The sequence below is a fragment of the Lentzea sp. HUAS12 genome (assembly GCF_024125735.1).
In the GTDB taxonomy this organism is placed as follows: Bacteria; Actinomycetota; Actinomycetes; order Mycobacteriales; family Pseudonocardiaceae; genus Lentzea; species Lentzea albida.
This window is the reverse complement of the sequence record NZ_CP099738.1, coordinates 8,395,205-8,420,584: the sequence shown is the minus strand read 5'-3', so window position 1 is coordinate 8,420,584 and position 25,380 is coordinate 8,395,205. Positions and strand designations below refer to the sequence as shown.

The window sequence follows — 25,380 nt, the reverse complement described above, 5'->3', positions numbered from 1 at the left end:
CCTACCTGCAAAACTGTTTCACATGCCGGTAGAGCTGACGCTCCACAAAGCGGCCGAGGAACTGCGCCGAGGCGACCTCGCCAGCGTCCTGCGCGCACGTCAGCGCGTCGCCGGACTCGTGGGCACCTACCCGCAGCGGCTGGACCTGCGCGAACGGCTCGCCGAGGTCTACCGGGTGCTCGGCCAGCCGGCCCAGGCGGGCCGCTGGACCTACCTCTCCGACGAACGCGACCCCGAGGAGCTCCAGGCGTTCGAACACGCCTACCGCCGCGCGGACGCCCGCCTGGTCGCGCTCTCATGGCAGGGCCGGGTCGACGAGGCGCCCACCGAGACCGCGCGCAGCCGGCTCGCGTCGTTGCACCGGGACGCCCAGCTGGAGCTGCAACGCGAGCTGGACGCGACCCCGGACCAGGAGACGTCCTGGGGCGCCTGCCTGATCGTGATGGTCGGCGGCACGTTCGTCCTGGTGTGTTTCCTGCTGGGCATCGTGACTCTCGTGCAGTTCTTGTGGAAGCTGGTCTCATGAGAACGCTGTCGCAGTACGTCCGCCGCACCCCGATCATGCGCGTCGCGGTGGACGGGCGCCCGCTCGTGCTCAAGCTCGAGCACCTCCAGCTCACCGGCTCGTTCAAGCTGCGCGGCGCCGTCAACACCCTGCTGTCCCTGAACGCCTCCGAGGTCGTCACCGCGTCCGGCGGCAACCACGGCATCGCCGTCGCCCAGGCCGCGCAGCTGCTCGGCGCGCACGCCACCGTGTTCGTCCCGGTGACCGCGCCGGAGACCAAGACGAGGCGCATCGAGGCGTTGGGCGCCAAGCTGATCCGCCACGGCACCACGTACGCCGAAGCCGCCGCGGCCGCGCGCGAGCTCGACCTGCCCTACATCGAGGCGTACAACGCCCGACCGGTCATCGAGGGCCAGTCCACGGTCACCCAGGAGATCGTCGAGGACGCCCCGGACGTCGACACGATCTTCATCGCGGTCGGTGGCGGCGGACTGGTCGCGGGCGCCGCGCTGGCGTCCGGCGGGCGCCACATCGTCGCCGTGGAGCCGGAGAACTGCTGCGCGATGCACAACGCCCTGCAGGCCGGCGAACCCGTCGACTCGGTGGTGGACTCCGTGGCGGCGGACGCCCTGGGCGCCACCCGCGCGGGCTCGTTGTCGCTGGAGATCCTCCAGCAGCACAACGTTTCCTCGCTGCTGGTGCCGGACGCGGAGATCCTCGCGGCGCGCGACCGCCTGTGGGAGGAGTTCCGGATCGCCGTCGAGCCCGCGGCCGGGGCGGCGTTCGCGGCGTTCCTCAGGGGCGACGTGACGACTGAGCTGCCCTGCGTGCTCCTGTGCGGAGCGAACTCGGAGTGGCGTCCCAGCTAGACCTGCGGAACCGGCGCGCACCCAACCGGCGCAACGGCGACACGACCCACACGGGCATCTCGTCGCGACGGGCCTGACCGTTCAGCTTCCGCCGGTCCGCAGGACCGACGAAGCACCGGAACGCGGTACGAGCCCGCGCGGCGAGGTCGAACTCCGAGTCGATGAACGTCACCCGGCGAACGCTAGATCCGCCTTGTCCTGCCCTACAACCGAATTAGCGGGTCGAGTCGATGGTCGCGCTGGCCAGCACGACGTCCCCGGCCGCGTCCTCGCGGTAGATCGCCACGGCCTGACCGGGCGCCACGCCCTTCAACGGCTCCCTCAGCTGCACCCGCAGCACGCCGTCGACGAGTTCGGCGACCGCCGGAGCCGTACCGCCGTGCGCCCGCACCTGCGCGACGCACTCGACGGGTCCGTCGAGCTCCACGTGTGCGACCGGTGCCGAGGCCGAAATCTCCGTCACGGCGAGCTTTTCGACCGCGCCGACGCGCACGGTGCCCGACACCGGCTCCAGCGCCAGCACGTACCGCGGGCGGCCGTCGGGCGCCGGGCCGTCGAGGCCGAGGCCCTTGCGCTGGCCGACGGTGAACTCGTGCACGCCCGCGTGCCGGCCGAGCACCGCGCCGGTCGCGTCGTCGATCAGCAGGCCCGGCTTGGTCTCCATGCGGCCCGCCAGGAACTTCTGCGTGTCGCCGTCCGGGATGAAGCAGATGTCGTGGCTGTCCGGCTTCTTCGCGACCGACAGGCCACGCGCGGCCGCCTCGACGCGCACCTCGTCCTTCGTCGTGTCGCCGAGCGGGAACATGGCGTGCGAGAGCTGCTCCTCGGTGAGCGACGCCAGCACGTACGACTGGTCCTTGCCGAGATCGGCGGAGCGGCGCAGCTCGGGACGGCCGCCGACCATCTCCAGGCGCGCGTAGTGGCCGGTGCAGACGGCGTCGAAGCCCAGCGCGATCGCCTTGTCCAGCAACGCCTCGAACTTGATCCGCTCGTTGCAGCGCAGGCAGGGGTTGGGCGTGCGGCCCGCCGCGTACTCCGCGACGAAGTCCTCCACGACCTCCTCGGTGAAGCGCTCGGCGAAGTCCCAGACGTAGAACGGGATGCCCATCAGGTCGGCGGCTCGACGGGCGTCGTGCGCGTCCTCGATCGTGCAGCAGCCGCGTGCGCCCGTGCGCAGCGTGCCGGGCTTCGCCGACAACGCCAGGTGCACGCCCGTCACGTCGTGCCCCGCTTCGACGGCCCGTGCCGCCGCCACCGCGGAATCGACACCACCGCTCATCGCCGCGAGGACCTTCACTGCTTGACCACCTTCCGGGAACGCCTCATGCCTGCCAGACCTGCCGTACGCGCGCGCTCGACCACCGGGCCGATGACCGCCGCGAGTTGTTCAACATCCGCGCGCGTCGACGTGTGCCCGAGGGAGAACCTCAGGGATCCGCGCGCCAGCGCCGGTTCGACGTCCATCGCCAGCAGCACGTGCGAAGGCTGCGCGACACCGGCCGTGCACGCGGAGCCCGTCGAGGCCTCGACACCCTTCGCGTCGAGCAGCATCAGCAGGCTGTCGCCCTCGCAGCCGGGGAACGTCAGGTGCGCGTTGCCCGGCAGGCGGTCGACCGGGTCGCCGTTCACGACCACGTCCGGCACGACGGCGCGCACCGACGCGATCAGCTCGTCCCGCAGCGCCGCGATCTCCACGGCACGGGAGGCCTGTTCCTCCACCGAGATCCGCACCGCGCGCGCCAGGCCGACGATCGACGGCACGTCGAGGGTGCCGGAGCGCACGTCGCGCTCCTGGCCTCCGCCGTGCATCAACGGCGTGCACTTCACGTCCCGCGCGAGCAGCAGCACGCCGACGCCGTACGGACCGCCGACCTTGTGGCCGGTCATGGTCAGCGCGGAGGCGCCGGACGCGGCGAAGTCGACCGGGACGGCGCCCACGGCCTGCACCGCGTCCGTGTGGAACGGCACACCGCGCTCCGCGCACACGCGCGCGATGTCGTGCACGGGGTTGATGGTGCCGACCTCGTTGTTCGCCCACATCGTGGTGACGAGCGCCACGTCGTCGTCCAGCGCGTCGGCGACCGACTCCGGCGACACCCGCCCGAAGCGGTCGGTGGGCAGCCACGTGACGTCCGCACCCTGCTGCTCCAGCCACTCGACGGCGTCCAGCACGGCGTGGTGCTCGACGGCCGAGGCGAGCACGCGACGGCGGCCGGCGGCCCAGTAAATGCCTTTGACGGCGAGGTTGTCGCTCTCGGTGCCACCGCCGGTGAACAGCACCTCGGACGGCCGGGCGCCCAGGGCGTCGGCGATGTCCTCGCGGGCCTCCTCGACGGCGCGCCGCGCCCGCCTGCCGGAGGTGTGCAGCGACGAGGCGTTGCCCGTGGTGGACAACGCCTCGGTCATGGCCGCGACCGCCTCGGGGTGCATGGGGGTCGTGGCCGCGTGGTCGAGATAAGCCATCAGGCCTTCAGCGTAGCCCGCATCCGCGGGCCGGTCAGAACCGCTCCCACCACCGCCAACGCCGCCATCGACAGGTTGAGCACCACCACGCCCGCGGTCGGCGCCGTCGCCACGACGAGCACGCCGCCGAGTCCGATCATGGTCGCGGAGAAGAGCATGTCCGAGAGCTGCAGCGCCGCCGAGTTGAAACCCCGGTCGGCCTCGGGCGACGCGGCCATCATCAGCACGCCGACGCTGGACGTCGCCATGCCCATGCCGGCGCCCGCCACGGCCCACAGGACCGGTGTGAGGAACGCGGGACCCCACGTGGGTGCGATGAGCGTCACGGCCGCGACACCGGTCGCCACGAACAGGAACCCGGTGCGCACGAGCGTGTGGCGTTCGATCTCGGGGTGCCGCGACGCCCACATCGACGCCCCGGCCCAGCCGAGGGCGCTCAGCGTGAGCGGAATGCCCGCTTCGAGCGGTGAGTAGCCGTGCACGACGGACAGCGTCAGCGGGATGAAGCCCTCGACCGCGAAGAACGTGCCCGCGAGCAGGCCGCGCGCGAGGATCGTGACGGGGAGGCCGCGGCGGGCGATGAGCGTGCCCTGGGGCAGCAGGATGCGCAACGCGGGCGCGAGCAGCAGCAGCGCCACCACGAGCATCCACCACGTGCGGTGCTGCAACGACCAGCTCAGGCCCGCCACGCCCAGACCGACGGCCACGGCGGCGAGAGGCAGGTGCTTGCGCTGCGGCGGCGTCTCGGCGTGCGGGGGGACCTTCCTGAGGACCGGTACGAGCAGCACGATGCCGAACAGCACCAGCGGGATGATCGCGAGAAAGACCCACCGCCAGCTCAGGTGCTCGGTCGCCCAGCCCGCGACGGCCGGCCCGACCAGCGACGGGACCACCCAGGCCGCGGACAGCGCGCCGAACACGGCGGGCCTGCTGTCCTCGGGGTAGGCGACCGCGATCAGCACGTACACGGCGACGATCAGGAAGCCCACGCCGAAGCCCTGCAGCACCCGGCCGGCGAGCAGCACCGCCATGTTCCCGGCGATGCCCGCGACCACGAGCCCGGCGAGGAACAGCACCACGCCGATCAGGATCGCGGGCTTGGGTCCCCTGCGGTCCGAGAGCCGTCCGGAGAAGACGGTGGCCATGATGCTCGCCGCGAGGTTCGCGAGGAACGGCCACGCGTACAGCGCCTCGCCCTTCAGGTCGCGGACCATCGTGGGCATCGCCGTGCCGACGCCCATCGCCTCGAAGGCGAAGAGCGTGACCAGCAGGAGGATGCCCGTCGTGGGCCAGCGGCGTTCAGGCGACCAGAGGCGAGACGGTACGGGCTCGGTGAGTGTCACCTGTAGATGGTGCAATCTCCAGTTCGGTCGAGGTCAAGCGGTTTGATTGTTCTTGGGCAAGTTTCGCCAGCTCCCTGCGCGTGGCGGCACGTCCGGGAGCGATCTCGTCCAGCACGTGGACCTCGACGACCAGATCGCGGACCTTGAGCACCCGGCGGATGGAATCGACCAGCGTGTCGCTGCCGATGAACGCGGGCTGCGTCGTGACGTGGTCGCCGATCCGGTAGCGCAGCACGATCGGCCGCACCGGCACACCGGCGTCGAGCGCGGCCTGGAACAGCGCCGGCTTGTAGTGCCCGGACGCAAGGCCGCACCACGTCGTGCCCTCGGCGTGGATGGCGACCGCACTGCCGTTGCGCAGAGTCGTGGCCAGCTCGTCCACGGTCCGCGGCAGCTCGCGCAGCCTCTCCCGGTCGAGGTAGACCGTGCCCACCGCCGTGATGATCGGGCCGAGCACGGGCCAGCTCTTGATGTCCTTCTTGGCCACGATCTTCACCGGCTGCACCGAGTCGATAGCGAGCTCGTCGAGCCACGACACGTGGTTGCTCGCGACGAGCACCCCGCGCTTCGGGATCTCCTGGAACCTCCTGGCGCCGTGGACCTCGAGCCTCACGCCGAACGCCCGGAGCACGGCGTGGAACCACAGCCGCACAACGCATTCCCGCTGCCGACCGGGCAGGAGCAGCGCGAGGGCGACGGTGACGCCGCAGAGGATCGCCGTCACCGCCGTGACCGCCCGCCAGGTCTGGCGGAGCCTGCCGACCTCGTCCGGCGCGCTGCCGACGCACCCGTCACCACACGGTGACGCGGGCATCCACGCGTGGCTCATGGCGTCTCCCCCAGGAAGAACTTCAGGTAGCGCTGGTCGATCTCGTCCATGCCGAGCAGGATGAAGAGGTCGGCGACGCCGAAGTCCGCGTCGAGCGCGGGCCGTCCGCAGATCTTGGCGCCGAGCCGCAGGTACCCCTTGAGCAGCGGCGGCACCACGGTCTTCTCCGGCCGCACGACCGAGTCGACGTCCCACGGGTGGTGCGGCGTGACGCGGTACCGCTCGGGCGCGTAGTGCTTGGCGTGCACGGTGTCCCACACACCGGCCGCGAGCGTTCCGCCGTCCTGCAAGGGGATCGACGCGCACCCGACGAGCCACTTGTGCCCGCTCAGCAACATGTACCGCGCGATGCCGGCCCACACGAGGCTGACGACGGCACCGTTGCGGTGGTCGGGGTGCACGCACGAACGACCGGTCTCGACGGTGCCGTGCCGGATCGCGTCGAGGTTGGAGAGGTCGAACTCGCCGTCGCTGTAAAGCCTTCCGGCTTCCCTGGCCCGCTCGGGCGGCAGCATCCGGTAGCCGCCGACGATCTCGCCGTTGCGGTCGTCGCGCACCACGAGGTGGTCGCAGTGCTCGTCGAACTCGTCGACGTCGTGGCCGGGCACGCCGGTGTGCAGCGTCGCCCCCATCTCACCGGCGAACACCTCGTAGCGCAGTCTCTGCGCGGCGACGACTTCTTCGCTGTCACGGGCGACGAGGAGGGAGTAGCGGGGTGCGTCCGCGTCCTGCTGGACGGGGGTGCTGACAAGCAGTTCCGGCTGCGTCATGCGAACCAGGGTGAAGCCGGGTCGGCTAATCGCAGCAGGTCAGAACGATGACCGGTCAGTGGCAGGTGGGTTAACCCCTGGTTGTCCGCGCGACTGCCCGGGTGATGTGGGGCGATTCCGGTTGCGAGACGGTCACAAGTGCCGCGTTCCAGCCTGTTTCAGCACATCATGCGCCGCTCAGCGACCGCAGTGACACCGGCCGAGCTCGTCCTCCGGCGCGCCGTTCGCGATGTCGATGTACGGATCAGCGCCGCCTGAAGCGGCGGTCGAGTTCTCGGACGAGGTGCCGTTCCTTGTTCAAGAGGCGATCGCACTCGTCCTCACCGAGATCGGCCAGCGGGTTGTCCAGCACCACGTCCCGGCTCACGTGCACGGTGCAGGTGCCGAAAGTGCGGCAGTCCGAGCACCACCTGAGCAGGAAGGTGCGTTCGTAAGAAGGGGACTCGGGAGAGTGGAACCGGTAGCGGCGCCGGTACTCGCGGATCTCGCCAAGACAGCCGCTCGCCTCGCCGTCGTCAGGCGAGGTGTGCAGCCGCTGGACTTTCCTTCACTGGTACTGGAACCAGTAACGCTCGTCGGTCATGACGCGGAGCCTAACGCGAACGGCCGCCCCACCGGAGTGGGACGGCCGTTGGTGAGCGGGAGGCTCAGCCCTTGCGCTTCTTGACGTCCTCGGTCAGCTGCGGCGCGACGTTGAACAGGTCGCCCACCACACCGAAGTCGGCGATCTCGAAGATCGGGGCCTCGGGGTCCTTGTTGACCGCGACGATCGTCTTCGAGGTCTGCATGCCCGCGCGGTGCTGGATGGCACCGGAGATGCCCAGCGCCACGTACAGCTGCGGCGAGACCGTCTTGCCGGTCTGGCCCACCTGGAACTGGTGCGGGTAGTAGCCGGAGTCGACGGCGGCACGCGAGGCACCGACGGCGGCACCGAGCGAGTCGGCGAGCTCCTCGACGACGGAGAACTTCTCGGCCGAGCCGACGCCGCGGCCACCGGAGACGACGACCGAGGCCTCGGTCAGCTCCGGGCGGTCGCCGCCGACGACGGTCTCACGCGAGGTGACGCGGGCGGACTTGGCGGTGTCCACGGAGATGGAGACCGACTCGTCGAGGGCGGCGTCCGCGGCGGACTCCTCGGCCTCCACGCCGCCGGGGCGGACCGTGATGACCGGGGTGCCCTTGCTGACCTTCGCCTTGACGACGAACGCGCCACCGAAGATGGACTGCACGCCGGTGCCGTCGGCCTCGACGTCCACGACGTCCACGAGCCAGCCGGAGTCGATGCGCACGGCGAGGCGGCCCGCGACCTCCTTGCCCTCGATCGTCGCGGAGACGAGCACCGCGGACGCGTTCGGGGCGAGGGCGGCGAGGGCGTCGACCTTCGGGGTGACGAGGAAGCTCGCGGCGTCGTCGGACTCGACGGCGTACACCTTGGCGGCGCCGTACTTGCCGAGCGACTCGCGGATCTTGGACGCGGTGCCGGGCGCGCCCACGACCACGGCGGACGGGGTGCCGAGGCGGCGCGCGGCCGTCAGCAGCTCGTAGGTGACCTTCTTGACCTCGCCGTCGACGTGGTCGACCAGCACGAGTACTTCAGACATGACTTCCCCTCCCTCAGATGAGCTTCTGGCCGACGAGGAACTCGGCGATCTTGGAACCGCCGTCGCCACCGTCCTCGACGCGCTGGCCCGCGCTGCGCGGCGGCTTCGGGGAAGCCTCCTGCACCTGGGTGTACGCGCCGGACAGGCCGACCTCGGAGGCGTCGATGCCCAGGTCCGCCACGGTGAGCGTGGAGACGGGCTTCTTCTTGGCGGCCATGATGCCCTTGAAGGACGGGTACCGCGGCTCGTTGATCTTCTCGGTCACGGAGACCACGGCCGGGAGCGAGGCCTCGAGGAACGCGACGCCCTCGTCGGTCTCGCGCTCGCCCTTGATCGTGGTGCCCTCGACGGTGACCTTGCGCAGCTGGGTGACCTGCGGCAGGCCGAGCAGCTCGGCGAGAACGGCCGGGACAGCGCCCGCGCGGCCGTCGGTCGCCTCGTTGCCCGCGATGACCAGGTCGACGTTCTCGACCGTGCCGATCGCCTTCGCGAGGACCTTCGCCGTCGCCAGCACGTCCGAACCGTGCAGAGCCTCGTCGCTCACGTGGATCGCCTTGTCCGCACCCATCGACAACGCCTTGCGGATGGCGTCGGTGGCGCGGTCGGGACCCATCGCGATCACGGTGACCTCACCGCCGTGGGCTTCCTGCAGCTGCAGGGCCTCTTCGACGGCGCGCTCGTTGATCTCGTCGAGCACGGCATCCGCGGATTCGCGGTCAAGGGTGTGGTCGGCGTCGGTGAGCTTGCGCTCGGACCAGGTGTCAGGCACCTGCTTGACCAGGACAACAATGTTCATAGGTCCTCTTCGACCTCCTGCGGACGGGCGGCGACGCTTGCGCAGAGGACTCTAGAACTGCGCCGCCGGGTGTTCACGACCCTGCCATCACCCGGATGTTACCCGCCAGTAGCAGCGGTGCAAACAGGAGCAAGCACCACGCTAGCGTGACAGTTATCACCGGTTAACTCCACCAATTGAGATCTAACCCATTCGAGGGACTAGGCTGCGCTGACATGTACCGGCGAGTAGCGATCGTGACAGACTCCACGGCTTGTCTCCCGGCGCAGCTGACTGATCGGCTCGGCATCGAAGTGGTGCAGATCCAGGTGCGGATCGGCGACCACACCGACGACGAGTCCCGCATCCCGGTCCCCGACCTGGTCTCGGCCATGCGTGCCAACGTTCCCGTGGCGACGATCCCGCCCGACCCGAACGCGTTCTTCTGGACGTACAACGAGTTGGCCGCGCAGGGTGTTCGCTCGATCGTGTCCGTGCACGTCTCGAGCCGCCAGTCCGCGACCGTCGAGGCCGCTCGCGAAGCTGCCGCCAAGGTCCGCGTGCCCGTGCACGTCATCGACACCCACACCTGCGGGATGAGCATCGGCTACGCCGTCCAGGCGGCCGCGAAGGTCGCCGAGGCGGGCGGCGGCGTCGACAGGGTGCTGGCGACGGCCCAGGCGCGTTTCGACAGGTCCACCGAGCTGATCTACGTCGACACGCTCGAGTACCTGCGCCGCGGCGGGCGCATCGGTGCCGCCGCCGCCCTGGTCGGCGGGGTGCTGTCGATGAAGCCGTTGCTGACCATGGCCGACGGCCAGATCACCCCGCTGGACAAGGTGATCGGCGCCGACCGCGCGCTCAACCGGATGATCGACATCGCGATCAAGCGCGCGGGCACCGACACCGTGGACGTCGCCGTGGAGCACTTCGACGCCGAGGAGAAGGCGTCACGGCTGCTGAGGACGTTGCGGCGCAAGGTGCCCAACGTCCGCCAGTTCATGCTGACGCAGGTCAGCTCGGCCATCGGGGCCCACGTCGGGCCAGGTGCGCTCGGGATCACCGTTTCGCCGGTGTGACCCTCGGGAACTCCGGGTGAGGTTTCGTCCGTTGAAATGGACGTAACGGACACCTGGAGGACCGATGGCCGGCTTCATGGACAAGATCACCAGGTTCCTGCGCAGTCCGCAGGGCCACAAGCTGCAAGCCAAGGCACGGCAGATGGCGCAGGACCCGCGCAAGCGCGCCCAGGCCGAACAGCTGCTGCGGAAGTTCCGCGGCAAGAAGCACTAGTTCCCGAAGAGCGCGTTCAGCTCGCCGTACTCCAGCCCGTCACCGGTGCTGTCGTACGTGCCCTTCGTCAGCAACTCCTCGGCGGCGGTCCTGGCCACCGCGTAGGCCGCTGACGCCAGTGCGGTGCCGACGCTGATCCTGGCAGCGCCCGCGGTCCCCAGCTCGTGGACCGCGGGCGCGCCCGGCCCGGCCAGCACGTTGAGCGGCGCGTCGATCGCCGCCGCGAGCTCCGCCACCGTCGCCAGATCCGTCACCCCCGGCACGAAGATGCCGCTCGCCCCCGCCTCCAGGTAGGCCCGCGCACGCTCGACCGCCAACCGCAGGCGGTCCTCCGGCTCACCGACCCCGCGCAGGAACACGTCGGTCCGCGCGTTGATGTAGAGGCCGGGCGCCGCCTCCCTGGCCGCCGCGAGCCGTTCCTGCTGCTCCGCCACGTCCCGCAGCCCGCCTCGCAGGCCGTCCTCGATGTTGACGCCGGACGCCCCCGCCTCCCCGACGGCCCTCGCCGTGTCGCCGACCTGCTCCGCGTCCACGCCGAAGCCCGACTCGATGTCCGCGGACACCGGAACACTGACCGCCTTCGCGATCCTGGCCACGAGGTCGATGGCCCGCTCGCGGTCGAGCGCGTCCCCGTCCGGCGCGCCGAGGCTCCACGCCACCCCGGCACTGGTGGTGGCGACGGCCTTGGCCCCGGCCGCCTCGACGATGAGGGCGGAGGCCACGTCCCAGGCGTTCGGGAGCGCGAGCGGTCCGTGGTGGTGGAGGGCGTGGAAGAGCTTCGTGCGGTCAGGTGCGGAAGTCATGACCGAGTGATATCAGCGGGGGTCGCGGTTCCTCTGGCGGATTTCGGACAGGAACCGACGACTTTCCGACATCGCCGCGTGCGTTGCGTCGTTCAGTTGCTGCCGGCCCTGCGGCGGACCTCTTCGAACGTGCGGAGGTAGCGCTGGCGGAAGTCCTCGCGCTCCACCCAGGTGGTGTGTTCGGCCGGTTGGGGTGTGGCGGGTGGGGGGAGGGTGGTGCGCGTCGCTCGCGGCTCTGGGGGTTCGGCCGGCTCCTGGGCGGGCTGGGTGGTCGGCTGCTCCTCGGGCTGTGTGAGGAGCTCCTCGTGGAACTGGGTGGCCGGCTGTTCCGCGGACGGGGTGGCTGAGTGCTGTGCGGGCTGGGTGGCCAGCTGCCGGGTGGCCGGGTCCTGCACGAACTGCGACACCGGCTCGGCTGCGGTCCCCTCGGCGACTACCCCAGGACTGTCGGTGCTCGCCGCTAGGCTCGATTCGGGGGCTTCGACTTCCCCCAAGGGGGGATCGAGGTCCCCATCTCGATCGTATCGAGCGGCACCGACAGTTTTCGGCTCCGCGACGACCTCGGCGGGCTCCCCCACGAGTCGGGCGGCGGGGCTCACGGCGGAGGCGGCTCGCGACGCAAGCGGCTCGGCGGGCTTCGCGATCGGTTGGGCGGCGGGATCCACGGCGGGTGCGGCGACTTGCGGCTCGGCGGGCTCCACCAGTCGAGCGGCAGGCTGCATGGCGCGAGCGGCAGGTGCGGCAGCGCGCCCCGGAGCACGGTCCGCCGTGCGGTGCGCCACCGGCTCGGCCAGCGTTGCCAGCGCCGGTTCCAGGTGCGGCAGGCCCACCACCGCGTTGCGGTGGATCGGCCGCGTCTCGTAGTCGGCGTCCACCGGCTCGACCGCCATGGGCTTGTCCACCCACGTCCGCCCGGCCCACTTCGGCTCGGCCGGCGCCTCCGAGGGTGCCGTGTTGTCCTGTGCGGCCTCCTCGCGGCGTCGCACCAGCACGTACATGAGGGCCGCCCCCAACGTGAAGGACAGCACGCACAACCCGAAGACGATCCCGACTGCCCCTGCCATTGCCAAGGCTCCTAGCTCACGAGGACGTCGATCTGGGGTCCGAAGTCCGACGGAGGGCCCCACACGGGGTCCACGACCACCCGCGTGGTGATCTCGCTGTCCACGCCCTGCTCGGCCAGGTACTGCCGCAGCAGGCCGGCCCTTTCCATCGCGAGGACGTCGCAGCGGTGCGACGCCGTCTCGCCGTTCCACGCGTGCGCCACCAACGTCACCGAGCCGGTCACGTTGCGCAGCACGCCTGCTAGTGAGCGCCGCACGTCCTCGCCTCGGCCCACCAGGGAGGCGGTGCCCGGCGCGAACGTGATGCCCTTGACGGCGTGCGTCGTGAACAGGTCGCGCACCGCCTGCTGGGCCACGGCCGCCGGCACCATCAGCGGGGCCGGGGGTTCCATGCGCAGCGGAGCGACGAAGTCCGTCACCGGCACCGGGCCCGCCAGGACGACGGGTTGCGCCGGTGAGGAGGACAGCGCCGTCGTCAGTTCGTCGCCGTAGACGGAGAACCCGAACGCCGTCACCGACGCCGGCACCATCAGCGCGCCGACCACCAGCGGGACCCAGCGCTTCACGACGCGGCCACCTGTTCCGGGATGTGCACGGGCGCAACGCGTTCCGCCGCCGCCGAGAGGGCGGTGCGGGCGGCCGACAGTTGCGAGTGGACGGTGCGGCGCAGCTCGTGCAGCTCGGCGGTGCGGTCGGCGACCTCGGCCAGGCGGCGCTGTGCTTCACGGCTGGCCATCTTCACCACGAACTCCGACCGCGCCCTCGCCAGCGCCTCCTGCTCCTGCAGGTGTTGCGCGGCCTCGTTGGTGCGCCGGGTCATGGTGAGCTCGAAGAACTGCTGGGCCTTCTCGCGCTTGCGTTCGGAGTCGGCCTCCAGCGAGTTGCACTGCAGCGCGGTCTCCCGCAGCAGCCTGTCCGCGTCGACCTGGGCCAGTTCGACGGCCTCGGCGCACTCGCGCTCCACCTCGTCGGCGCGCTGGCGGTGCTGGGCCTCGAGGTCGGCGCAGCGGCGTTCCATCTCGAGTTCGCGGCGTTCCACGGCGGCGGCACGCGACGCGCAGTCGTGGCGGGTGGCGTAGAGCTCGGACTCCGCTTCGGCGCGCATGGCGGCGGACTCGCGTTCCGCCTCGGCGCGCACCGCGGCCAGTTCGGCCTCCGTGCGCTCGCGGAGGTCCGCGCACTCGCGTTCGGTCTGCAGGTGCATCTCTGCGGCCTCGTCCTCGGCGAGGCGCAGCATGCGGTGCATCCGTTCGGTGGCGCTCGCGTGCGAACCCGAGGTCGTCTCCAGGCGTTCGATCCTGGCGCGTGCCTCCTCCAGGTCCTGGCGCGTCATCTCCAGGAGCTTGCGCAGATCGGCGGCCTGCGCCAGTGCCTCGACCCGGTCGAGGCTCGTGAAGCGCAGCTGCTCCTCGAGATTCTCGATGTGCTCGATGACCTGACGTCGATGAAAACCTCGGTAGACAACGTCGAAACCGGCGTGCAACGGAACTAGTTCCTGCTCTTTTGCACCCATGGTCACCTACTCACTCAACCGGGCAGAAGATTGTGCGAGCTTACCCACGGCGGGAGGGGCCAACCAGCGTCTAAAGTGGACGAACGGGCTTGCTCAAGCACGTGGAATAACGCCATTTTCCTGCGCGAACGAGACGCCACTAGATCAACACCGACCGTCACCCAGTCACCCGATTGTGTCAACCGGGGTGCCTTTCAAGGGTGTTCGCTCCGTGCGTTCGACGAACACGCAAAGCAACCGTCCCGCGCGAGATCACACGAATTGCCAACCATCGGTCGTGGCTAGCGCGATCACCCTTGGTTAACCTTCTCGTTCGTGTCCTCACGAGTAGCCGTCGTCACCGACTCGACCGCGTCACTCCCGTCCCGTCTGGCGGACCGGTTCGACATCATCACGGTCCCCATGCAGCTCAAGATCGGGTCGGAACTGATCGACGAGGCCTACGTGCCGACCGACAGGCTGCTGCAGGCGATGAAGGCGCAGATCCCCATCACCACGCAGCCGCCGGCACCGGACGCGTTCTTCTGGGCCTACCAGGACGCGTGGGCCAAGGGCGCGGAGACGATCGTCTCGGTGCACGTGACGCCGAAGCTCTCCCCCGCGACGGACGCGGCGAAGCAGGCCGCGGCCAAGTCGCGCGTGCCGGTGTTCATCGTGGACTCGCACTCGTCGGGCATGACGCTCGGTTTCGCGGCGCTCGCGGCGGCGCGGATCGTCCAGGGCGGCGGCAACGTGCAGAACGCCCGCAGCGTCGCCGAGCAGCGCGGGCGCGACGCCAGCGTGCTGATCTACGTCGACACGCTGCACTACCTGCGCCAGGCGGGGCGGGTCAGCGCGGCGGCGAAGCTCTTCGGCGACGCGCTGTCGGTCAAGCCCCTGCTCACGGTCGTGAACGGCGAGGTGGAGCCGTTCGACAAGGTCGTGGGCCGCGACCGGGCGCTGGCGAAGCTCGTGGACAAGGCCGTGGCGCTCGCCTACGGGCGCAACGTGGACCTCGCCGTCGAGCACTTCGCGGCGGAGAAGGAGGGCCACGAGCTGCTGCAGATGCTGCAGAAGCGGATCCCGCACGCCCGTGACGTCGTGTTGACGCAGGTCAGCGCCGCGATCGGCGCGAACGTGGGGCCGGGCGCGCTGGCCGTCACCGTCTCGCCGTTCTGATCAGAGCTCCGCGACCTCCTCCGCGAGGAGGAGCCCCGGATCGAACCCCAGCGGCGTGAGGTGACCGGCGAGCTCCAGTGAGAGCACGCCCTGCACCCGCGTCCAGAACGACAGGGCGCGGTGCACCGTCGGCGACGACGCCGGCAACGAGCCCGCCCACCCGCGGTTCATGCCCAGGACGACGTCGAACGGGGTCTTCGGCTCGCCGTCCGACTCGCGGGCGCAGACCTGCAGCAGCACCGCCAGGATCTCGTCGGAGATCGCGGTGATGTCGTCGGGCGCCTGGTAACCCGGCACGGGCGTGCCGTAGATCAGCATGTACCGGTGCGGGTCGGCGAGCGCCCACTCCCTGATGACCGCGGCGAGCCCCACGGCGGTGATGCCCGGCTCGAACGCGGCGCGGACGGTGTCGGCGAGGCTGCGGTACGCGTCCCGGATGAGCGCGGTGATCAGCTCGTCGCGGCCGGCGAAGTACCGGTACAGCGCCGGGCCGGTCATGCCCATCTCCTTGGCGATGGCGTTGAGTGACAACGCTGTCACGCCGTTGGACGCGATCTGCTCCCACGCGTGCTTCTTGACCTCGTCACGCACTTGAGCCCGGTAGCGCTCACGCGGCTTCTGCGCCGACTCTGCCGTCATGGTTAGACCCTCTCACATTCGTTATTGACAGTCACGGTCGTCTCCGCTTAGCTTCTGCATGTCACAAGCGTTATAACCTCTAACGAACGCGACTGACAGTAACGAATTGAAGGACCGAGTCCCGAACCCCCAGAAGGAGAACGACCATGTCCACCACCACGATCTCGAGCCGCACCTCCGCCCACCCGTCCAAGTCCGTGCTGGTCGCGGCCTGGGCCGCGCCCGTCATGGTGGTCGGCGGCTTCGGCCTGCTCTCCGGAATCCCGATCGCCGTCGTCCTCGGCGCTAGCCTGCGCGACCGCCGGTCGAAAGCCCTGCGCTGGTGGTCAGGCGCCCTCGCGCTGGCGTACGCCACGCCGTTGACCATGTGGCTGACCGGGCCGAGCGAGGCGCCCAGCCTGACCAAGTACATGGACGTCCCGACGACCGCCGTGCTCACCGCGGCCGGTGTCGTCACCGCGATCGCGCACCAGGTAGTTCGCAGGCGGTCTACTCACAAGTAACCTGGCGGGCGTGACCCTCCCCCTGACCGGCGAACGCACGGTGCCCGGTATCGCGGAAGAGAACTACTGGTTCCGGCGCCACGAGGCGGCCTACCTGCACCTCATCGGCCACTGCGCGGACGCGGTCGTGCTGGAGGCGGGCTGCGGCGAGGGCTACGGCGCCCAGCTGATCAGAACGGTCGCGCGCCGGGTGGTCGCCCTCGACTACGACGAGCTGACGTCGCGGCACGTGGCGCGCGCTTATCCGCAGCTCGACGTGCTGCGCGGGAACCTGGCGACGCTGCCGTTGCGCGACGGGAGCGTCGACGTCGTGGCGAACCTGCAGGTCATCGAGCACCTGTGGGACCAGGAGGGGTTCCTGGCGGAGTGCCGGCGGGTGCTGCGCCCCGGCGGGAAGCTCATCGTGACGACGCCGAACAGGATCACGTTCTCGCCCGGCCAGGACACGCCGCTGAACCCGTTCCACACCAGGGAACTCGCACCGTCCGAACTGGACGAGATGCTGCGGGGCGCAGGTTTCCGCGTTGACGAACTGACAGGGCTGCGTCACGGACGAAGGCTTGACACGCTCCTGAACGGACAGATCATCAACGCACAGGTCGAAGTCGCCCTGTCCGGTGCCCCGTGGCCGGTCGAGCTCAAGGAGGCTGTGGAGTCGGTGACGGTGGAGGACTTCGACATCACGCCCGACGACATGGACGCCTGCCTCGACCTCGTGGCCGTGGCGGTGCGCCCGTGACGGGAAAGGCCTCCGAGGGCACGTTCTGCCTGGTCCTGCACAGCCACCTGCCCTGGCTCGCGCACCACGGCGCGTGGCCGGTCGGCGAGGAGTGGCTCTACCAGGCGTGGGCGCACTCGTACCTGCCCGTCGTGGACATGCTGCGGCGGTTCGCGGACGAGGGCCGCAGCGACGTCCTGACGCTCGGCGTCACCCCCGTCCTGGCCGCGCAGCTGGACGATCCCTACTGCCTGCGGGGCATGCACGACTGGCTGGGCAACTGGCACCTGCGCTCGCACTTCGCCGGGCAACGGCTGCCGGAGCTGTCCGCGTACGAGCACCGGGCGTCGCGGTGGGCGCTGGAGAAGTTCGAAACGCAGTGGCGGCACGGGTTCTCGCCCGTGCTGCGGTCCCTTGTGGACTCGTCGACGATCGAGCTGCTCGGCGGTCCGGCGACGCACCCGTTCCAGCCGTTGCTGGACCCGCGCGTCAGGGCCTTCGCGCTGCGGACCGGCCTGGACGACACGGCGCTGCGCATCGGCCGTGCACCCGAGGGGATCTGGGCCCCGGAGTGCGGTTACTCGCCCGGCATGGAGGCGGGGTACGCGGCGGCGGGCGTGCGGAGGTTCATGGTCGACGGGCCCGCGCTGCACGGCGACACGTCGGTCGCGCATCCCGTCGGGTCGTCGGACGTGCTGGCGTTCGGGCGCGATCTCGAGGTCTCGTACCGCGTGTGGTCGCCCAAGGTCGGCTATCCGGGTGATGCGGCCTACCGGGATTTTCACACCTTCGACCACCCGACGGGCCTCAAGCCGTCGCGGGTGACGGGCAAGAACGTGGCGCCGGAGGACAAGCGCCCGTACGACCCGTTGCTGGCGCGTGAGGCCCTCGACAGGCACGTGGCCGATTTCGTGGACACGGTCGTGCGGCGATTGCGCGCGATCGACGGCGGAATGGTCGTGGCGGCCTACGACACCGAGTTGTACGGGCACTGGTGGCACGAGGGTCCGTTGTGGCTCGAAGCCGTGCTGCGCGCGTTGCCCGAGGCGGGGGTGCGCGTGACGACGTTGCGCGGTGCCGCCGAGGCCGGGCACGTGGGGGCGCCGGTCGAGCTGCCGGCGTCGTCGTGGGGCAGTGGCAAGGACTGGCGCGTGTGGGACGGCGCCCAGGTCGCGGACATCGTGTCGTTGAACGAGTCGGTGCAGAAGGAGTTGCTGGGACTGGACTTCTCCTCCGACGTGCGGGATCCGGTGCTGGACCAGGCGGTGCGCGAGGCGCTGCTGGCGTTGTCGAGCGACTGGGCCTTCATGGTCACGAAGGACTCGGCCGCGGACTACGCCCGCTACCGCGCGAAGATTCACAGCGACCGGTTCAGCGAGCTCGCGGCGTTGGCGCGCGGCGGTCGCGGACTGGGCAGGGCGGCGGAGCTCCGCGCGGCGGACGGCCCGTTCGGGCACCTGGACGCGCGAGGAATGGGGTAACGGGATGCGCGTGCTGATGTTGTCGTGGGAGTACCCGCCGGTGGTCGTCGGTGGGCTGGGCAGGCACGTCCACGCGCTCGCGACACAGCTGGCCGCGCAGGGGCACGACGTCGTCGTGCTGTGCCGGCAGCCCTCCGGCACCGACGCGATCACGCACCCGACCACCGACGTGGTGAGCGAGGGCGTGCGGCTCGTGCGCGTCGCCGAGGACCCGGCGCACTTCGTGTTCGAGAAGGACCTTCTGGCGTGGACGCTCGCGATGGGTCACGCGATGACGCGCGCCGGGCTGGCCTTGGGTTCGTGGCGCCCGGACGTCGTGCACGCGCACGACTGGCTCGTCGCGCACCCGGCCGTCGCGCTGGCCGAGGCGTTCGGCGTGCCGCTGGTCGCCACGATCCACGCGACCGAGGCCGGCCGTCACTCGGGCTGGCTGTCGCACCCGCTGAACCAGCAGGTGCACTCCGTGGAGTGGTGGCTGGCGAACCGCGCCGACTCGCTGATCACGTGCTCGTCGGCGATGCGGGGCGAGGTCGCGCACCTGTTCGAAGTGGACACCGCCGACGTTTCCGTGCTGCACAACGGCATCGAGCCGGGCGGCTGGAAGGTGCGCGCGAAGGACGTCGGCGCGGCCCGGCGCACGTACTCGCCGCACGGTGATCCGCTGCTGTTCTTCTTCGGCCGCATCGAGTGGGAGAAGGGCATCCAGGACCTGATCGCCGCGCTCCCCCGCATCCGCCGGTTCCACCGCGGCACGCGCGTCGTCGTGGCCGGTGGCGGGTCGCAGACCGAGTGGCTGCAGGACCAGGCGCGCAAACACCGCGTGCTGCGGGCCGTGGAGTTCGTCGGCCACCTCTCCGACCGGACTCTGGCGGCGTTGCTCACCGCGGCCGACGCCGTCGTGCTCCCCTCGCGCTACGAGCCCTTCGGCATCGTGGCCCTGGAGGCCGCCGCCGCCGGAACGCCCCTCGTCGCCTCCACCGCCGGCGGGCTCGGCGAGGTCGTGCTGGACGGCGTCACCGGACTGTCGTTCGCCCCCGGTGACGTGGACGGGCTCACCCGCGCCGTGCGCGACGTGCTGTCGGATCCCACCGCCGCCGCCACCCGCGCGAAGGCCGCGAAAGCCCGGCTGGCCACCGACTTCAACTGGGCCACGATCGCCTCCGACACGGCATCGGTGTACGCGAACGCCTCGGTGCGTGCACCGCGCGTGCTGGGCCGGCCCAAGATCGCGACGGGAAATCTGTTCACCTAGATCCGCTACAGTCGCCGGTCCCGTTAACAAGAGGTGACCGAGGACTGAATGGAATACCAACGCTTCGTGGCGCTCGGGGACAGCTGCACCGAGGGCCTGGACGACCTGCTGCCCGACGGCCGGTACCGGGGCTGGGCGGACCGCGTCGCGTCCGCGCTGGACGGGCCGGGCTTCCGCTACGCCAACCTCGGCGTGCGCGGCCGGCGTCTCGACCAGATGCTGGTGGAGCAGGTCCCGAACGCGCGGGCGCTGGAACCGGACCTGGTCGTGCTCTTCGGCGGCGGCAACGACGTCATGTCCGGCGCAACGGCTCCACAGCTCGCGCAGCGGGTCGACGACATCGTGCGCGCCGTGACGTCGTTCGCGCCGACCGTCGCCGTCTTCACGTTGAGCGACATCTCGCACCGCATGCCGTTCGGCTGGCGCATGCGCCCACGCATCGAGGCCCTGAACACGGCCATGCGTGACGCAGCTTCCCGTTACGGCGCCGTGCTGGTCGACGTCGAGGCCGACGAGTGCGTGCACGACTCGCGCTACTTCGGCCCCGACCGCCTGCACCTGTCGTCGTTGGGGCACAGGCGGTTGGCCGGGCACCTGCTGTCGACGCTCGGCATCCCGTTCGACCCGGCGTGGCTGACGCCGCTGGAGGGCACGGCCGCGTCGGCGTCGGTGCTGGACCACTGGCGGTGGCTGCGCGACCAGGTGCTGCCGGTGGCCTACACGCGGACGCGGAACAAGCTGATCGGCAGGCAGCCGGGCGACGGCTTCGTGCCCAAGCGCCCGCAGCTCGCACCGCTGCGGGTCGCTCGCTGACCGTCAGGCCGACGCGTCCTCCGACCGCTGGGCCAGGGCCTCCTTGGCCTTGCGGGCCATGTCCGCGATGTCCGCCCGCCGCTGCGCGTCCGCCTCGTAGTCGGCGCGCCGGTCCCGCACCACCCGCGCGGGCATCCCGACCGCGATCTTGAAGTCCGGGATGTCCCCGCGCACGACCGCGTGCGCCCCGAGCACGCACCCGCGCCCGACACGGGTCCCGCGCAGCACCGTCACCTTGGCGCCGAGCCAGCAGTCCGGCCCGATCCGCACCGGCGACTTCACGATGCCCTGGTCCTTGATGGGCAGCGTGATGTCCTCGACCTTGTGGTCGAAGTCGCAGATGTAGACCCAGTCCGCGACCAGCGACGACGCGCCGATCTCGATGTCGAGGTAGCAGTTGACGGTGTTGTCCTTGCCGAACACGACCTTGTCGCCGATGCGCAGCGACCCCTCGTGGCAGCGGATGGCGTTGCCGTCGCCGATGTGGACCCAGCGGCCGATCTCGAGACGGCCGAAGCCGGGGCGGGCCATCACCTCGACGCGCTTGCCGAAGAACACCATGCCGCGCAGCACGACGTGCGGGTTGAGCAGGCGGAACTTGAGCAGCCGCCAGTACCGGACGAGGTACCAGGGCGTGTAGGCCCGGTGGCGCAGCACCCAGCGCAGGGACGCCGTCGTGAGGAACCGCGCCTGCATCGGGTCACGGCGCGACCTGCGCCAGCGCGTCCAGACCGGGGCGCCCCACATGCTCGTCATGGACGAAGACTCTAACTTCGGGTGCCGGGGGCGTCTCAGGCAAGCTGGCGGCATGGCGACTCCTCTCATCATCGACACCGACCCCGGCGTCGACGACGCGTTCGCGATCGCGCTCGCTGCCCGCAGTCCCGAGGTCGAGCTGAAGGGCCTGACCACGGTCTTCGGCAACGTCGGGCTCGACCTCACCACGGCGAACGCGCTGCGGTTGCTCGCGCACCTCGGACGCACCGACGTGCCCGTGGTCAAGGGGGCGGAGGGGCCCGGCGGCGCGGCGGACGTGCACGGCGCGGACGGGCTCGGCGGGCAGGCGCTCACGTTGCCCGAGAACCCCGTCCCGATCAGCGGCGAGGACGTCGTGCGGTTCTTCGCGGACACGATCACGCCGGACACCGTGGTCGCGGCGATCGGGCCGCTCACGAACATCGCCGCGGCAATCGAGGCCGGTGTGGAGTTCCCGCGGCTGATCGTCATGGGTGGCGGGCTCGGGCTGGGCAACATGACGGCGCGGGCCGAGTTCAACTTCTGGGCCGACGCGAAGGCCGCGCGGACCGTCATCCGCAAGGGCAACCCGGTCGTGGTGCCGCTCAACCTCACACAGCGGTGCATCGCGGACACCGAGTTCCTCGCGAACATCGACCCGGTGCTCGCCGGCCTCACGGGCACGTACCGGGCCTACCTCGCCGCGCACCGGGACCAGAACCACTCCGACCGCGAGGAGGGGATCCTCGTCCACGACGCCGTCGCCGTGGCGGAGGCGATCGTGCCCGGAACCCTGAAGCTCGAGACCCACGGGCTCGACATCGACGACGAAGGCGCCCTGGTCGGGGGAAAGCACCAGGTAGAGGTCGCGGTGGAGACCGATTGGCCCGCGTTGCGGTCCTTCATGGAGCAGCGCTTGTCCGTTTGACGACAACTTCGCGTCGCTCTCTGGGGTTGCGCGGGCACGGTAAGTAGGGTCCGCGACCATGCAGCGAAGAGTCCTCACGACAGCTGCGGTAGTGGCGGCCATGACGTTCGGAGTGGTCCCTGCCTCCGCTCAGCCCCAGATCCAGGTGGTGCCGGACCCGGCAGCACACGTGAACCCGTTCATCGGCACGACCAACCTCGGGAACACCTTCCCCGGCGCGGTCGTGCCGTTCGGCATGTTCTCCTTCAGCCCGGAAGCGAGTCGCGGCAACACCCTGCGCGCCGCGGCTCCCGGCGGTTACCGGTACGACGCCACGAAGATCCGCGGCTTCAGCCTCACCCACATGTCCGGCACGGGCTGCGCGGGCGGCAGCGGCGACATCCCGATCTTCCCGCACGTCGGGACCGTCACGACCAGTCCGACGACGGACGCGACCGACGCGGTCTACGCGAGCGAGTTCGCGCACGCGGACGAGGTGGCCAAGCCCGGCCGCTACGACGTGACGCTCAAGTCCGGTGCGAAGGCCGAGCTGTCCGCCACCGAACGGACCGGCGCGGCGCGATTCAGCTTCCCCGCCGACAAGCCCGCGACGGTGCTGGTCAACACCTCCAAGTCGCAGGTCGGCAGCAGTGACGCGCAGACCGTGGTCGACAAGGACAAGCGGACCATCACGGGCTCCGTCACGTCCGGCAACTTCTGCGGCTACATCAACCAGGTCGGCCGCCGCAGCTACTACACGCTGCACTTCGTGGCGGAGTTCGACCAGGCGTTCACCGAGGTCGGCACGTACCAGGACAACGTTGTCACGCCCGGAAGCACGACCTCCCAGGGCGGCACGACGTACGGGACGAACGGCTGGCCGGTGCTGGGCAAGGGTTCCGGCGCCTACCTCGGGTTCGCGCCCGGCTCGCAGGTGAACGTCAAGGTCGGCATCTCCTACGTCAGCCTGGACAACGCCAAGGCGAACCTGAGGGCCGAGAACAAGGGCCAGTCCATTGAGGACATGAGGGACAACGCTTACATCGCGTGGCAGAAGCAGCTCAAGCGCATCGAGGTCGGCGGCGGCTCCGATGACGAGCGGACGAAGTTCTACACCGCGCTGTACCACTCGCTGTTGCACCCCAACCTGTTCAGCGACGTCAACGGCGAGTACGCCGGGTTCGACGGCAAGGTCCACAGGATCGACAAACGCCGGCAGAAGGCCCAGTACGGCACGTTCTCGGGCTGGGACATCTACCGCTCGCAGCTGCAGCTGCTCACCCTGCTCGAACCGCAGATCGGCTCGGACATCGCACAGTCGCTGCTCAACCAGGCCGAGCAGAACAACGGCGTGTGGGACCGCTGGACGCACGCGGCCGGCGGCACGCACGTCATGAACGGCGACCCGGCGCCGATCGCGCTGGCCGCCATCTCGGCGTTCGGCGGTGAGGGCTACGACGTCAAGGCCTCACTGAAGTCGTTGGTCAAGGCCGCGACCGTGCCCACGGCGCTGGACCTGAGCAAGGACGGCTGGGCCGTCATGTCGGTCGGGCAGCGGCCGTCGCTCGACAAGTACCTCCAGCACCAGTACATGCCGGCGATCACGAACGCCTGGGGCGGCGCGGCGGAGACCCTGGAGATCTCCGCGGCGGACTTCGCGATCAGCCAGCTCGCCGAGCGCACCGGTGACAAGAAGACCGCGAAGACGTTCGCCGAGCGCGCCCAGTGGTGGCAGAACAACTTCGACCCCGTCGCCGACGCCACCGGCGGCTACATCCGCAACCGCGACGCCGACGGCACGTGGGTCAAGGACTTCACGCCCGACACCGGCAACGGGTTCGTCGAGGGCAGCAGCGCGCAGTACACGTGGATGGTCACGCACAACGTCGCCGGGCTCGTCGAGTCGCTGGGCGGCCGCGAGCGCGCGACCAAGCGGCTGGACGACTTCTTCCACAACGCCGACGGCAGCTGGGCCCTCAGCGGTCACGGCGGGTCGAAGTCCGAACTGGACAACGAGCCGTCGGTGAACGTGCCGTGGCTCTACAACTACACGGGCCAGCCCGCCAAGACGCAGGAAACCCTGCGCGAGACCATCAACACGCTCTGGAAGAACGCTCCCGGCGGCATTCCCGGCAACGACGACCTCGGCGCCATGTCGTCGTGGTTCGTGTTCACCGCCATGGGCATCTACCCGCAGGTGCCGTCCCGCGCCGAACTCGTGCTGAGCGCGCCGCTCTTCACGTCGGTGAAGATCAACCGCGGCGGCGGCAAGGACATCACGATCACCGCACCGCAGGCGAACACGGCCACGAAGTACGTGCAGTCGCTGAAGGTCAACGGCAAGGCCGCCACGAAGACCTGGCTGCCGGAGTCGTTCGTGCAGCGCGGCGGCAAGCTTGACTTCGTGCTGGGCAAGGCGCCTTCGTCGTGGGGCACCGGCGCTGCCGACGCGCCGCCGTCGTTCCGCGAGGGCGAGAAGCCGATCACGCACGACCAGCCGTACTTCCTCACGGTCGAACCGCGCCAGCTCGTGGTGGAGCCCGGCAAGACGGTCACGGCGAAGGTCAACTCGGTCAAGCTCTACGACGGCGACCCGAAGGCCACCTACACGATCACCGGCTCGGACGCCCTCACGTTCACGCCGGCGACCGGTGCCGTGCCGGGCGAGTTCACCGTCACGGCGAAACCCGATGCGGCACAGGGTTTCTACGACATCACCGTGACGGTGGCCGTCGAGGGTGCCCAGAAGCCGGTGGTGCTGCCGCAGATCGTGAAGGTCGCGCCGGCGGGCAGCATGCTCGCCGCCGTGAACAACGTGGGAGCCTCCGCCGACGCCACCGGTGAGGGCGACTTCGACGGCGGCGGCTACAGCTACTCGCGGGAAGCGCTGGCCGCGGCCGGACTCCCGCCGGGCGGCACGGCCACCGTCGACGGCCTCACGTTCACCTGGCCGTCCTCGCCCGCGGGCCGTCCCGACAACGCGACGGCCCAGAAGCAGACGCTGTCCCTGTCCGGTACCAAGCTCGCCTTCGTCGGCTCCGCGGCCAACGGGGCGCGCTCGAAGGCGGCCACGGTGACGTTCACCGACGGCACCACGGCGTCGGTCGACATCGGGTTCAGCGACTGGACGCTGGGCGGCGGCGGGGCGGCACCGAGCTTCGGCAACGTGGTCGTCGCGAACACGCCGTACCGCAACCAGTCCGGCGGCGGCAACGAGAAGGTCGCCACGCACATCTTCGCGACGAAGACGTACGTGGCACCGGAGGGCAAGACGCTGGCGAGCGTCGTGCTCCCGGACGACGTGAACATGCACGTCTTCGCCGTGGCCCAGGGATAGGAGCGCTGG

26 protein-coding genes are annotated in these 25,380 nt (G+C 70.3%); 12 read left to right on the top strand and 14 right to left on the bottom strand.

All coding sequences use genetic code 11. The features are described 5' to 3' along the window. The first annotated feature begins 22 nt into the window (after positions 1 to 22). Together ND450_RS39460 and ND450_RS39455 are read left to right on the top strand one after the other, a co-directional pair. A complete protein-coding gene (locus tag ND450_RS39460) occupies positions 23 to 526 on the top strand; it encodes a DUF6584 family protein (protein WP_253323182.1) in 504 nt (167 codons plus the stop codon). Then, positions 523 to 1,374 (top strand): serine/threonine dehydratase, encoded by an 852-nt coding sequence (locus ND450_RS39455; protein ID WP_253323181.1) that lies wholly within the window; start codon positions 523 to 525, stop codon positions 1,372 to 1,374. The genes ND450_RS39460 and ND450_RS39455 overlap by 4 nt, the downstream gene beginning before the upstream one ends. Positions 1,375 to 1,588: 214 nt before the next feature. Here the strand turns inward: ND450_RS39455 and mnmA are convergent, their stop codons facing one another. The 8 genes from mnmA to ND450_RS39420 all read right to left on the bottom strand — a co-directional run bounded on the left by mnmA (position 1,589) and on the right by ND450_RS39420 (position 9,176). Further along, positions 1,589 to 2,671 (bottom strand): tRNA 2-thiouridine(34) synthase MnmA, encoded by a 1,083-nt coding sequence (mnmA, locus tag ND450_RS39450; RefSeq protein ID WP_253323180.1) that lies wholly within the window; start codon positions 2,669 to 2,671, stop codon positions 1,589 to 1,591. Continuing rightward, entirely contained in the window at positions 2,668 to 3,837 is a 1,170-nt protein-coding gene (locus ND450_RS39445) for a cysteine desulfurase family protein (RefSeq protein WP_253323179.1), read from the bottom strand. Before ND450_RS39445 ends, mnmA begins: the two co-directional genes overlap by 4 nt. Continuing rightward, complete coding sequence (locus ND450_RS39440; protein WP_253323178.1) at positions 3,837 to 5,180, bottom strand: MFS transporter; 1,344 nt, start codon at positions 5,178 to 5,180, stop codon at positions 3,837 to 3,839. Before ND450_RS39440 ends, ND450_RS39445 begins: the two co-directional genes overlap by 1 nt. Then, complete coding sequence (locus tag ND450_RS39435) at positions 5,137 to 6,009, bottom strand: 1-acyl-sn-glycerol-3-phosphate acyltransferase (protein WP_253323177.1); 873 nt, start codon at positions 6,007 to 6,009, stop codon at positions 5,137 to 5,139. The genes ND450_RS39440 and ND450_RS39435 overlap by 44 nt, the downstream gene beginning before the upstream one ends. Further along, positions 6,006 to 6,779 (bottom strand): GNAT family N-acetyltransferase, encoded by a 774-nt coding sequence (locus ND450_RS39430; protein ID WP_253323176.1) that lies wholly within the window; start codon positions 6,777 to 6,779, stop codon positions 6,006 to 6,008. The genes ND450_RS39435 and ND450_RS39430 overlap by 4 nt, the downstream gene beginning before the upstream one ends. Before the next feature lie 244 nt (positions 6,780 to 7,023). Further along, positions 7,024 to 7,146, bottom strand: coding sequence for a hypothetical protein (locus ND450_RS45805; RefSeq protein ID WP_256557381.1), 123 nt, complete (start codon positions 7,144 to 7,146; stop codon positions 7,024 to 7,026). A 280-nt stretch (positions 7,147 to 7,426) separates the two neighbouring features. Continuing rightward, complete coding sequence (locus ND450_RS39425; protein WP_253323175.1) at positions 7,427 to 8,380, bottom strand: electron transfer flavoprotein subunit alpha/FixB family protein; 954 nt, start codon at positions 8,378 to 8,380, stop codon at positions 7,427 to 7,429. A 13-nt stretch (positions 8,381 to 8,393) separates the two neighbouring features. Further along, a complete protein-coding gene (locus tag ND450_RS39420) occupies positions 8,394 to 9,176 on the bottom strand; it encodes an electron transfer flavoprotein subunit beta/FixA family protein (RefSeq protein WP_089925460.1) in 783 nt (260 codons plus the stop codon). A 215-nt stretch (positions 9,177 to 9,391) separates the two neighbouring features. Between ND450_RS39420 and ND450_RS39415 the strand changes: the two genes are divergently transcribed. Next, positions 9,392 to 10,234: a DegV family protein gene (locus tag ND450_RS39415; RefSeq protein WP_253323174.1), complete on the top strand. Its 843-nt coding sequence runs from the start codon at positions 9,392 to 9,394 to the stop codon at positions 10,232 to 10,234. Positions 10,235 to 10,298: 64 nt separating this feature from the next. After that, positions 10,299 to 10,448, top strand: a complete 150-nt coding sequence (locus ND450_RS39410) for a hypothetical protein (protein WP_170176162.1) — start codon at positions 10,299 to 10,301, stop codon at positions 10,446 to 10,448. Here the strand turns inward: ND450_RS39410 and ND450_RS39405 are convergent. The 4 genes from ND450_RS39405 to ND450_RS39390 all read right to left on the bottom strand — a co-directional run bounded on the left by ND450_RS39405 (position 10,445) and on the right by ND450_RS39390 (position 13,828). Then, the gene (locus tag ND450_RS39405) at positions 10,445 to 11,251 is read right to left on the bottom strand and encodes an isocitrate lyase/phosphoenolpyruvate mutase family protein (RefSeq protein ID WP_253323173.1); all 807 of its coding nucleotides are present in this window, start codon (positions 11,249 to 11,251) and stop codon (positions 10,445 to 10,447) included. The genes ND450_RS39410 and ND450_RS39405 overlap by 4 nt on opposite strands. A gap of 92 nt (positions 11,252 to 11,343) precedes the next feature. Then, the gene (locus ND450_RS39400) at positions 11,344 to 12,315 is read right to left on the bottom strand and encodes a hypothetical protein (protein ID WP_253323172.1); all 972 of its coding nucleotides are present in this window, start codon (positions 12,313 to 12,315) and stop codon (positions 11,344 to 11,346) included. 11 nt (positions 12,316 to 12,326) lie between these two features. After that, entirely contained in the window at positions 12,327 to 12,881 is a 555-nt protein-coding gene (locus ND450_RS39395; RefSeq protein WP_089925443.1) for a hypothetical protein, read from the bottom strand. After that, positions 12,878 to 13,828, bottom strand: a complete 951-nt coding sequence (locus ND450_RS39390) for a hypothetical protein (protein ID WP_253323171.1) — start codon at positions 13,826 to 13,828, stop codon at positions 12,878 to 12,880. Before ND450_RS39390 ends, ND450_RS39395 begins: the two co-directional genes overlap by 4 nt. A gap of 315 nt (positions 13,829 to 14,143) precedes the next feature. Between ND450_RS39390 and ND450_RS39385 the strand changes: the two genes are divergently transcribed. After that, positions 14,144 to 14,986 (top strand): DegV family protein, encoded by an 843-nt coding sequence (locus ND450_RS39385; protein WP_253323170.1) that lies wholly within the window; start codon positions 14,144 to 14,146, stop codon positions 14,984 to 14,986. Here ND450_RS39385 and ND450_RS39380 read toward each other — a convergent pair whose 3' ends face one another. After that, complete coding sequence (locus ND450_RS39380; RefSeq protein WP_253323169.1) at positions 14,987 to 15,625, bottom strand: TetR/AcrR family transcriptional regulator; 639 nt, start codon at positions 15,623 to 15,625, stop codon at positions 14,987 to 14,989. A 146-nt stretch (positions 15,626 to 15,771) separates the two neighbouring features. Between ND450_RS39380 and ND450_RS39375 the strand changes: the two genes are divergently transcribed. Genes ND450_RS39375 through ND450_RS39355 form a run of 5 tightly spaced genes read left to right on the top strand, consistent with a single transcriptional unit; the run spans position 15,772 to position 20,392 of the window. Continuing rightward, positions 15,772 to 16,128, top strand: coding sequence for a hypothetical protein (locus tag ND450_RS39375; protein WP_253323168.1), 357 nt, complete (start codon positions 15,772 to 15,774; stop codon positions 16,126 to 16,128). Between the two features lie 10 nt (positions 16,129 to 16,138). Further along, positions 16,139 to 16,867, top strand: a complete 729-nt coding sequence (locus tag ND450_RS39370; protein ID WP_253323167.1) for a class I SAM-dependent methyltransferase — start codon at positions 16,139 to 16,141, stop codon at positions 16,865 to 16,867. Beyond that, positions 16,864 to 18,327, top strand: coding sequence for a glycoside hydrolase family 57 protein (locus ND450_RS39365; RefSeq protein ID WP_253323166.1), 1,464 nt, complete (start codon positions 16,864 to 16,866; stop codon positions 18,325 to 18,327). Before ND450_RS39370 ends, ND450_RS39365 begins: the two co-directional genes overlap by 4 nt. Positions 18,328 to 18,331: 4 nt before the next feature. After that, positions 18,332 to 19,579, top strand: a complete 1,248-nt coding sequence (locus ND450_RS39360) for a glycosyltransferase family 4 protein (protein ID WP_253323165.1) — start codon at positions 18,332 to 18,334, stop codon at positions 19,577 to 19,579. A 48-nt stretch (positions 19,580 to 19,627) separates the two neighbouring features. Continuing rightward, positions 19,628 to 20,392, top strand: coding sequence for an SGNH/GDSL hydrolase family protein (locus ND450_RS39355; RefSeq protein WP_253323164.1), 765 nt, complete (start codon positions 19,628 to 19,630; stop codon positions 20,390 to 20,392). A 3-nt stretch (positions 20,393 to 20,395) separates the two neighbouring features. Here the strand turns inward: ND450_RS39355 and ND450_RS39350 are convergent, their stop codons facing one another. Further along, the gene (locus ND450_RS39350) at positions 20,396 to 21,148 is read right to left on the bottom strand and encodes a DapH/DapD/GlmU-related protein (RefSeq protein WP_253323163.1); all 753 of its coding nucleotides are present in this window, start codon (positions 21,146 to 21,148) and stop codon (positions 20,396 to 20,398) included. A 52-nt stretch (positions 21,149 to 21,200) separates the two neighbouring features. On the opposite strand from ND450_RS39350, the gene ND450_RS39345 reads away from it, so the two are divergent. Both ND450_RS39345 and ND450_RS39340 read left to right on the top strand, forming a co-directional pair. Continuing rightward, positions 21,201 to 22,055 carry a nucleoside hydrolase gene (locus ND450_RS39345; protein WP_253323162.1) on the top strand — a complete coding sequence of 285 codons (855 nt, stop codon included), beginning with the start codon at positions 21,201 to 21,203 and terminating at the stop codon, positions 22,053 to 22,055. Between the two features lie 58 nt (positions 22,056 to 22,113). After that, on the top strand, positions 22,114 to 25,371 hold the full coding sequence (locus tag ND450_RS39340; protein WP_256557380.1) for a GH92 family glycosyl hydrolase: 3,258 nt from the start codon (positions 22,114 to 22,116) through the stop codon (positions 25,369 to 25,371). The last annotated feature ends 9 nt before the right edge of the window (positions 25,372 to 25,380 follow it).

What these genes read in the sequence shown, in the direction of transcription:
- ND450_RS39425 (WP_253323175.1), bottom strand. Translation starts at nt 8,380, where the DNA reads ATGTCTGAAGTACTCGTGCTGGTCGACCACGTCGACGGCGAGGTCAAG.
- ND450_RS39350 (WP_253323163.1), bottom strand. Translation starts at nt 21,148, where the DNA reads ATGACGAGCATGTGGGGCGCCCCGGTCTGGACGCGCTGGCGCAGGTCG.
- ND450_RS39360 (WP_253323165.1), top strand. Translation starts at nt 18,332, where the DNA reads ATGCGCGTGCTGATGTTGTCGTGGGAGTACCCGCCGGTGGTCGTCGGT.
- ND450_RS39415 (WP_253323174.1), top strand. Translation starts at nt 9,392, where the DNA reads ATGTACCGGCGAGTAGCGATCGTGACAGACTCCACGGCTTGTCTCCCG.
- ND450_RS39390 (WP_253323171.1), bottom strand. Translation starts at nt 13,828, where the DNA reads ATGGGTGCAAAAGAGCAGGAACTAGTTCCGTTGCACGCCGGTTTCGAC.
- ND450_RS39420 (WP_089925460.1), bottom strand. Translation starts at nt 9,176, where the DNA reads ATGAACATTGTTGTCCTGGTCAAGCAGGTGCCTGACACCTGGTCCGAG.
- ND450_RS39345 (WP_253323162.1), top strand. Translation starts at nt 21,201, where the DNA reads ATGGCGACTCCTCTCATCATCGACACCGACCCCGGCGTCGACGACGCG.
- ND450_RS39445 (WP_253323179.1), bottom strand. Translation starts at nt 3,837, where the DNA reads ATGGCTTATCTCGACCACGCGGCCACGACCCCCATGCACCCCGAGGCG.
- ND450_RS39400 (WP_253323172.1), bottom strand. Translation starts at nt 12,315, where the DNA reads ATGGCAGGGGCAGTCGGGATCGTCTTCGGGTTGTGCGTGCTGTCCTTC.
- ND450_RS39460 (WP_253323182.1), top strand. Translation starts at nt 23, where the DNA reads ATGCCGGTAGAGCTGACGCTCCACAAAGCGGCCGAGGAACTGCGCCGA.
- ND450_RS39410 (WP_170176162.1), top strand. Translation starts at nt 10,299, where the DNA reads ATGGCCGGCTTCATGGACAAGATCACCAGGTTCCTGCGCAGTCCGCAG.
- ND450_RS39455 (WP_253323181.1), top strand. Translation starts at nt 523, where the DNA reads ATGAGAACGCTGTCGCAGTACGTCCGCCGCACCCCGATCATGCGCGTC.
- ND450_RS39405 (WP_253323173.1), bottom strand. Translation starts at nt 11,251, where the DNA reads ATGACTTCCGCACCTGACCGCACGAAGCTCTTCCACGCCCTCCACCAC.
- ND450_RS39355 (WP_253323164.1), top strand. Translation starts at nt 19,628, where the DNA reads ATGGAATACCAACGCTTCGTGGCGCTCGGGGACAGCTGCACCGAGGGC.
- ND450_RS39340 (WP_256557380.1), top strand. Translation starts at nt 22,114, where the DNA reads ATGCAGCGAAGAGTCCTCACGACAGCTGCGGTAGTGGCGGCCATGACG.
- ND450_RS39380 (WP_253323169.1), bottom strand. Translation starts at nt 15,625, where the DNA reads ATGACGGCAGAGTCGGCGCAGAAGCCGCGTGAGCGCTACCGGGCTCAA.
- ND450_RS39435 (WP_253323177.1), bottom strand. Translation starts at nt 6,009, where the DNA reads ATGAGCCACGCGTGGATGCCCGCGTCACCGTGTGGTGACGGGTGCGTC.
- ND450_RS39375 (WP_253323168.1), top strand. Translation starts at nt 15,772, where the DNA reads ATGTCCACCACCACGATCTCGAGCCGCACCTCCGCCCACCCGTCCAAG.
- ND450_RS39430 (WP_253323176.1), bottom strand. Translation starts at nt 6,779, where the DNA reads ATGACGCAGCCGGAACTGCTTGTCAGCACCCCCGTCCAGCAGGACGCG.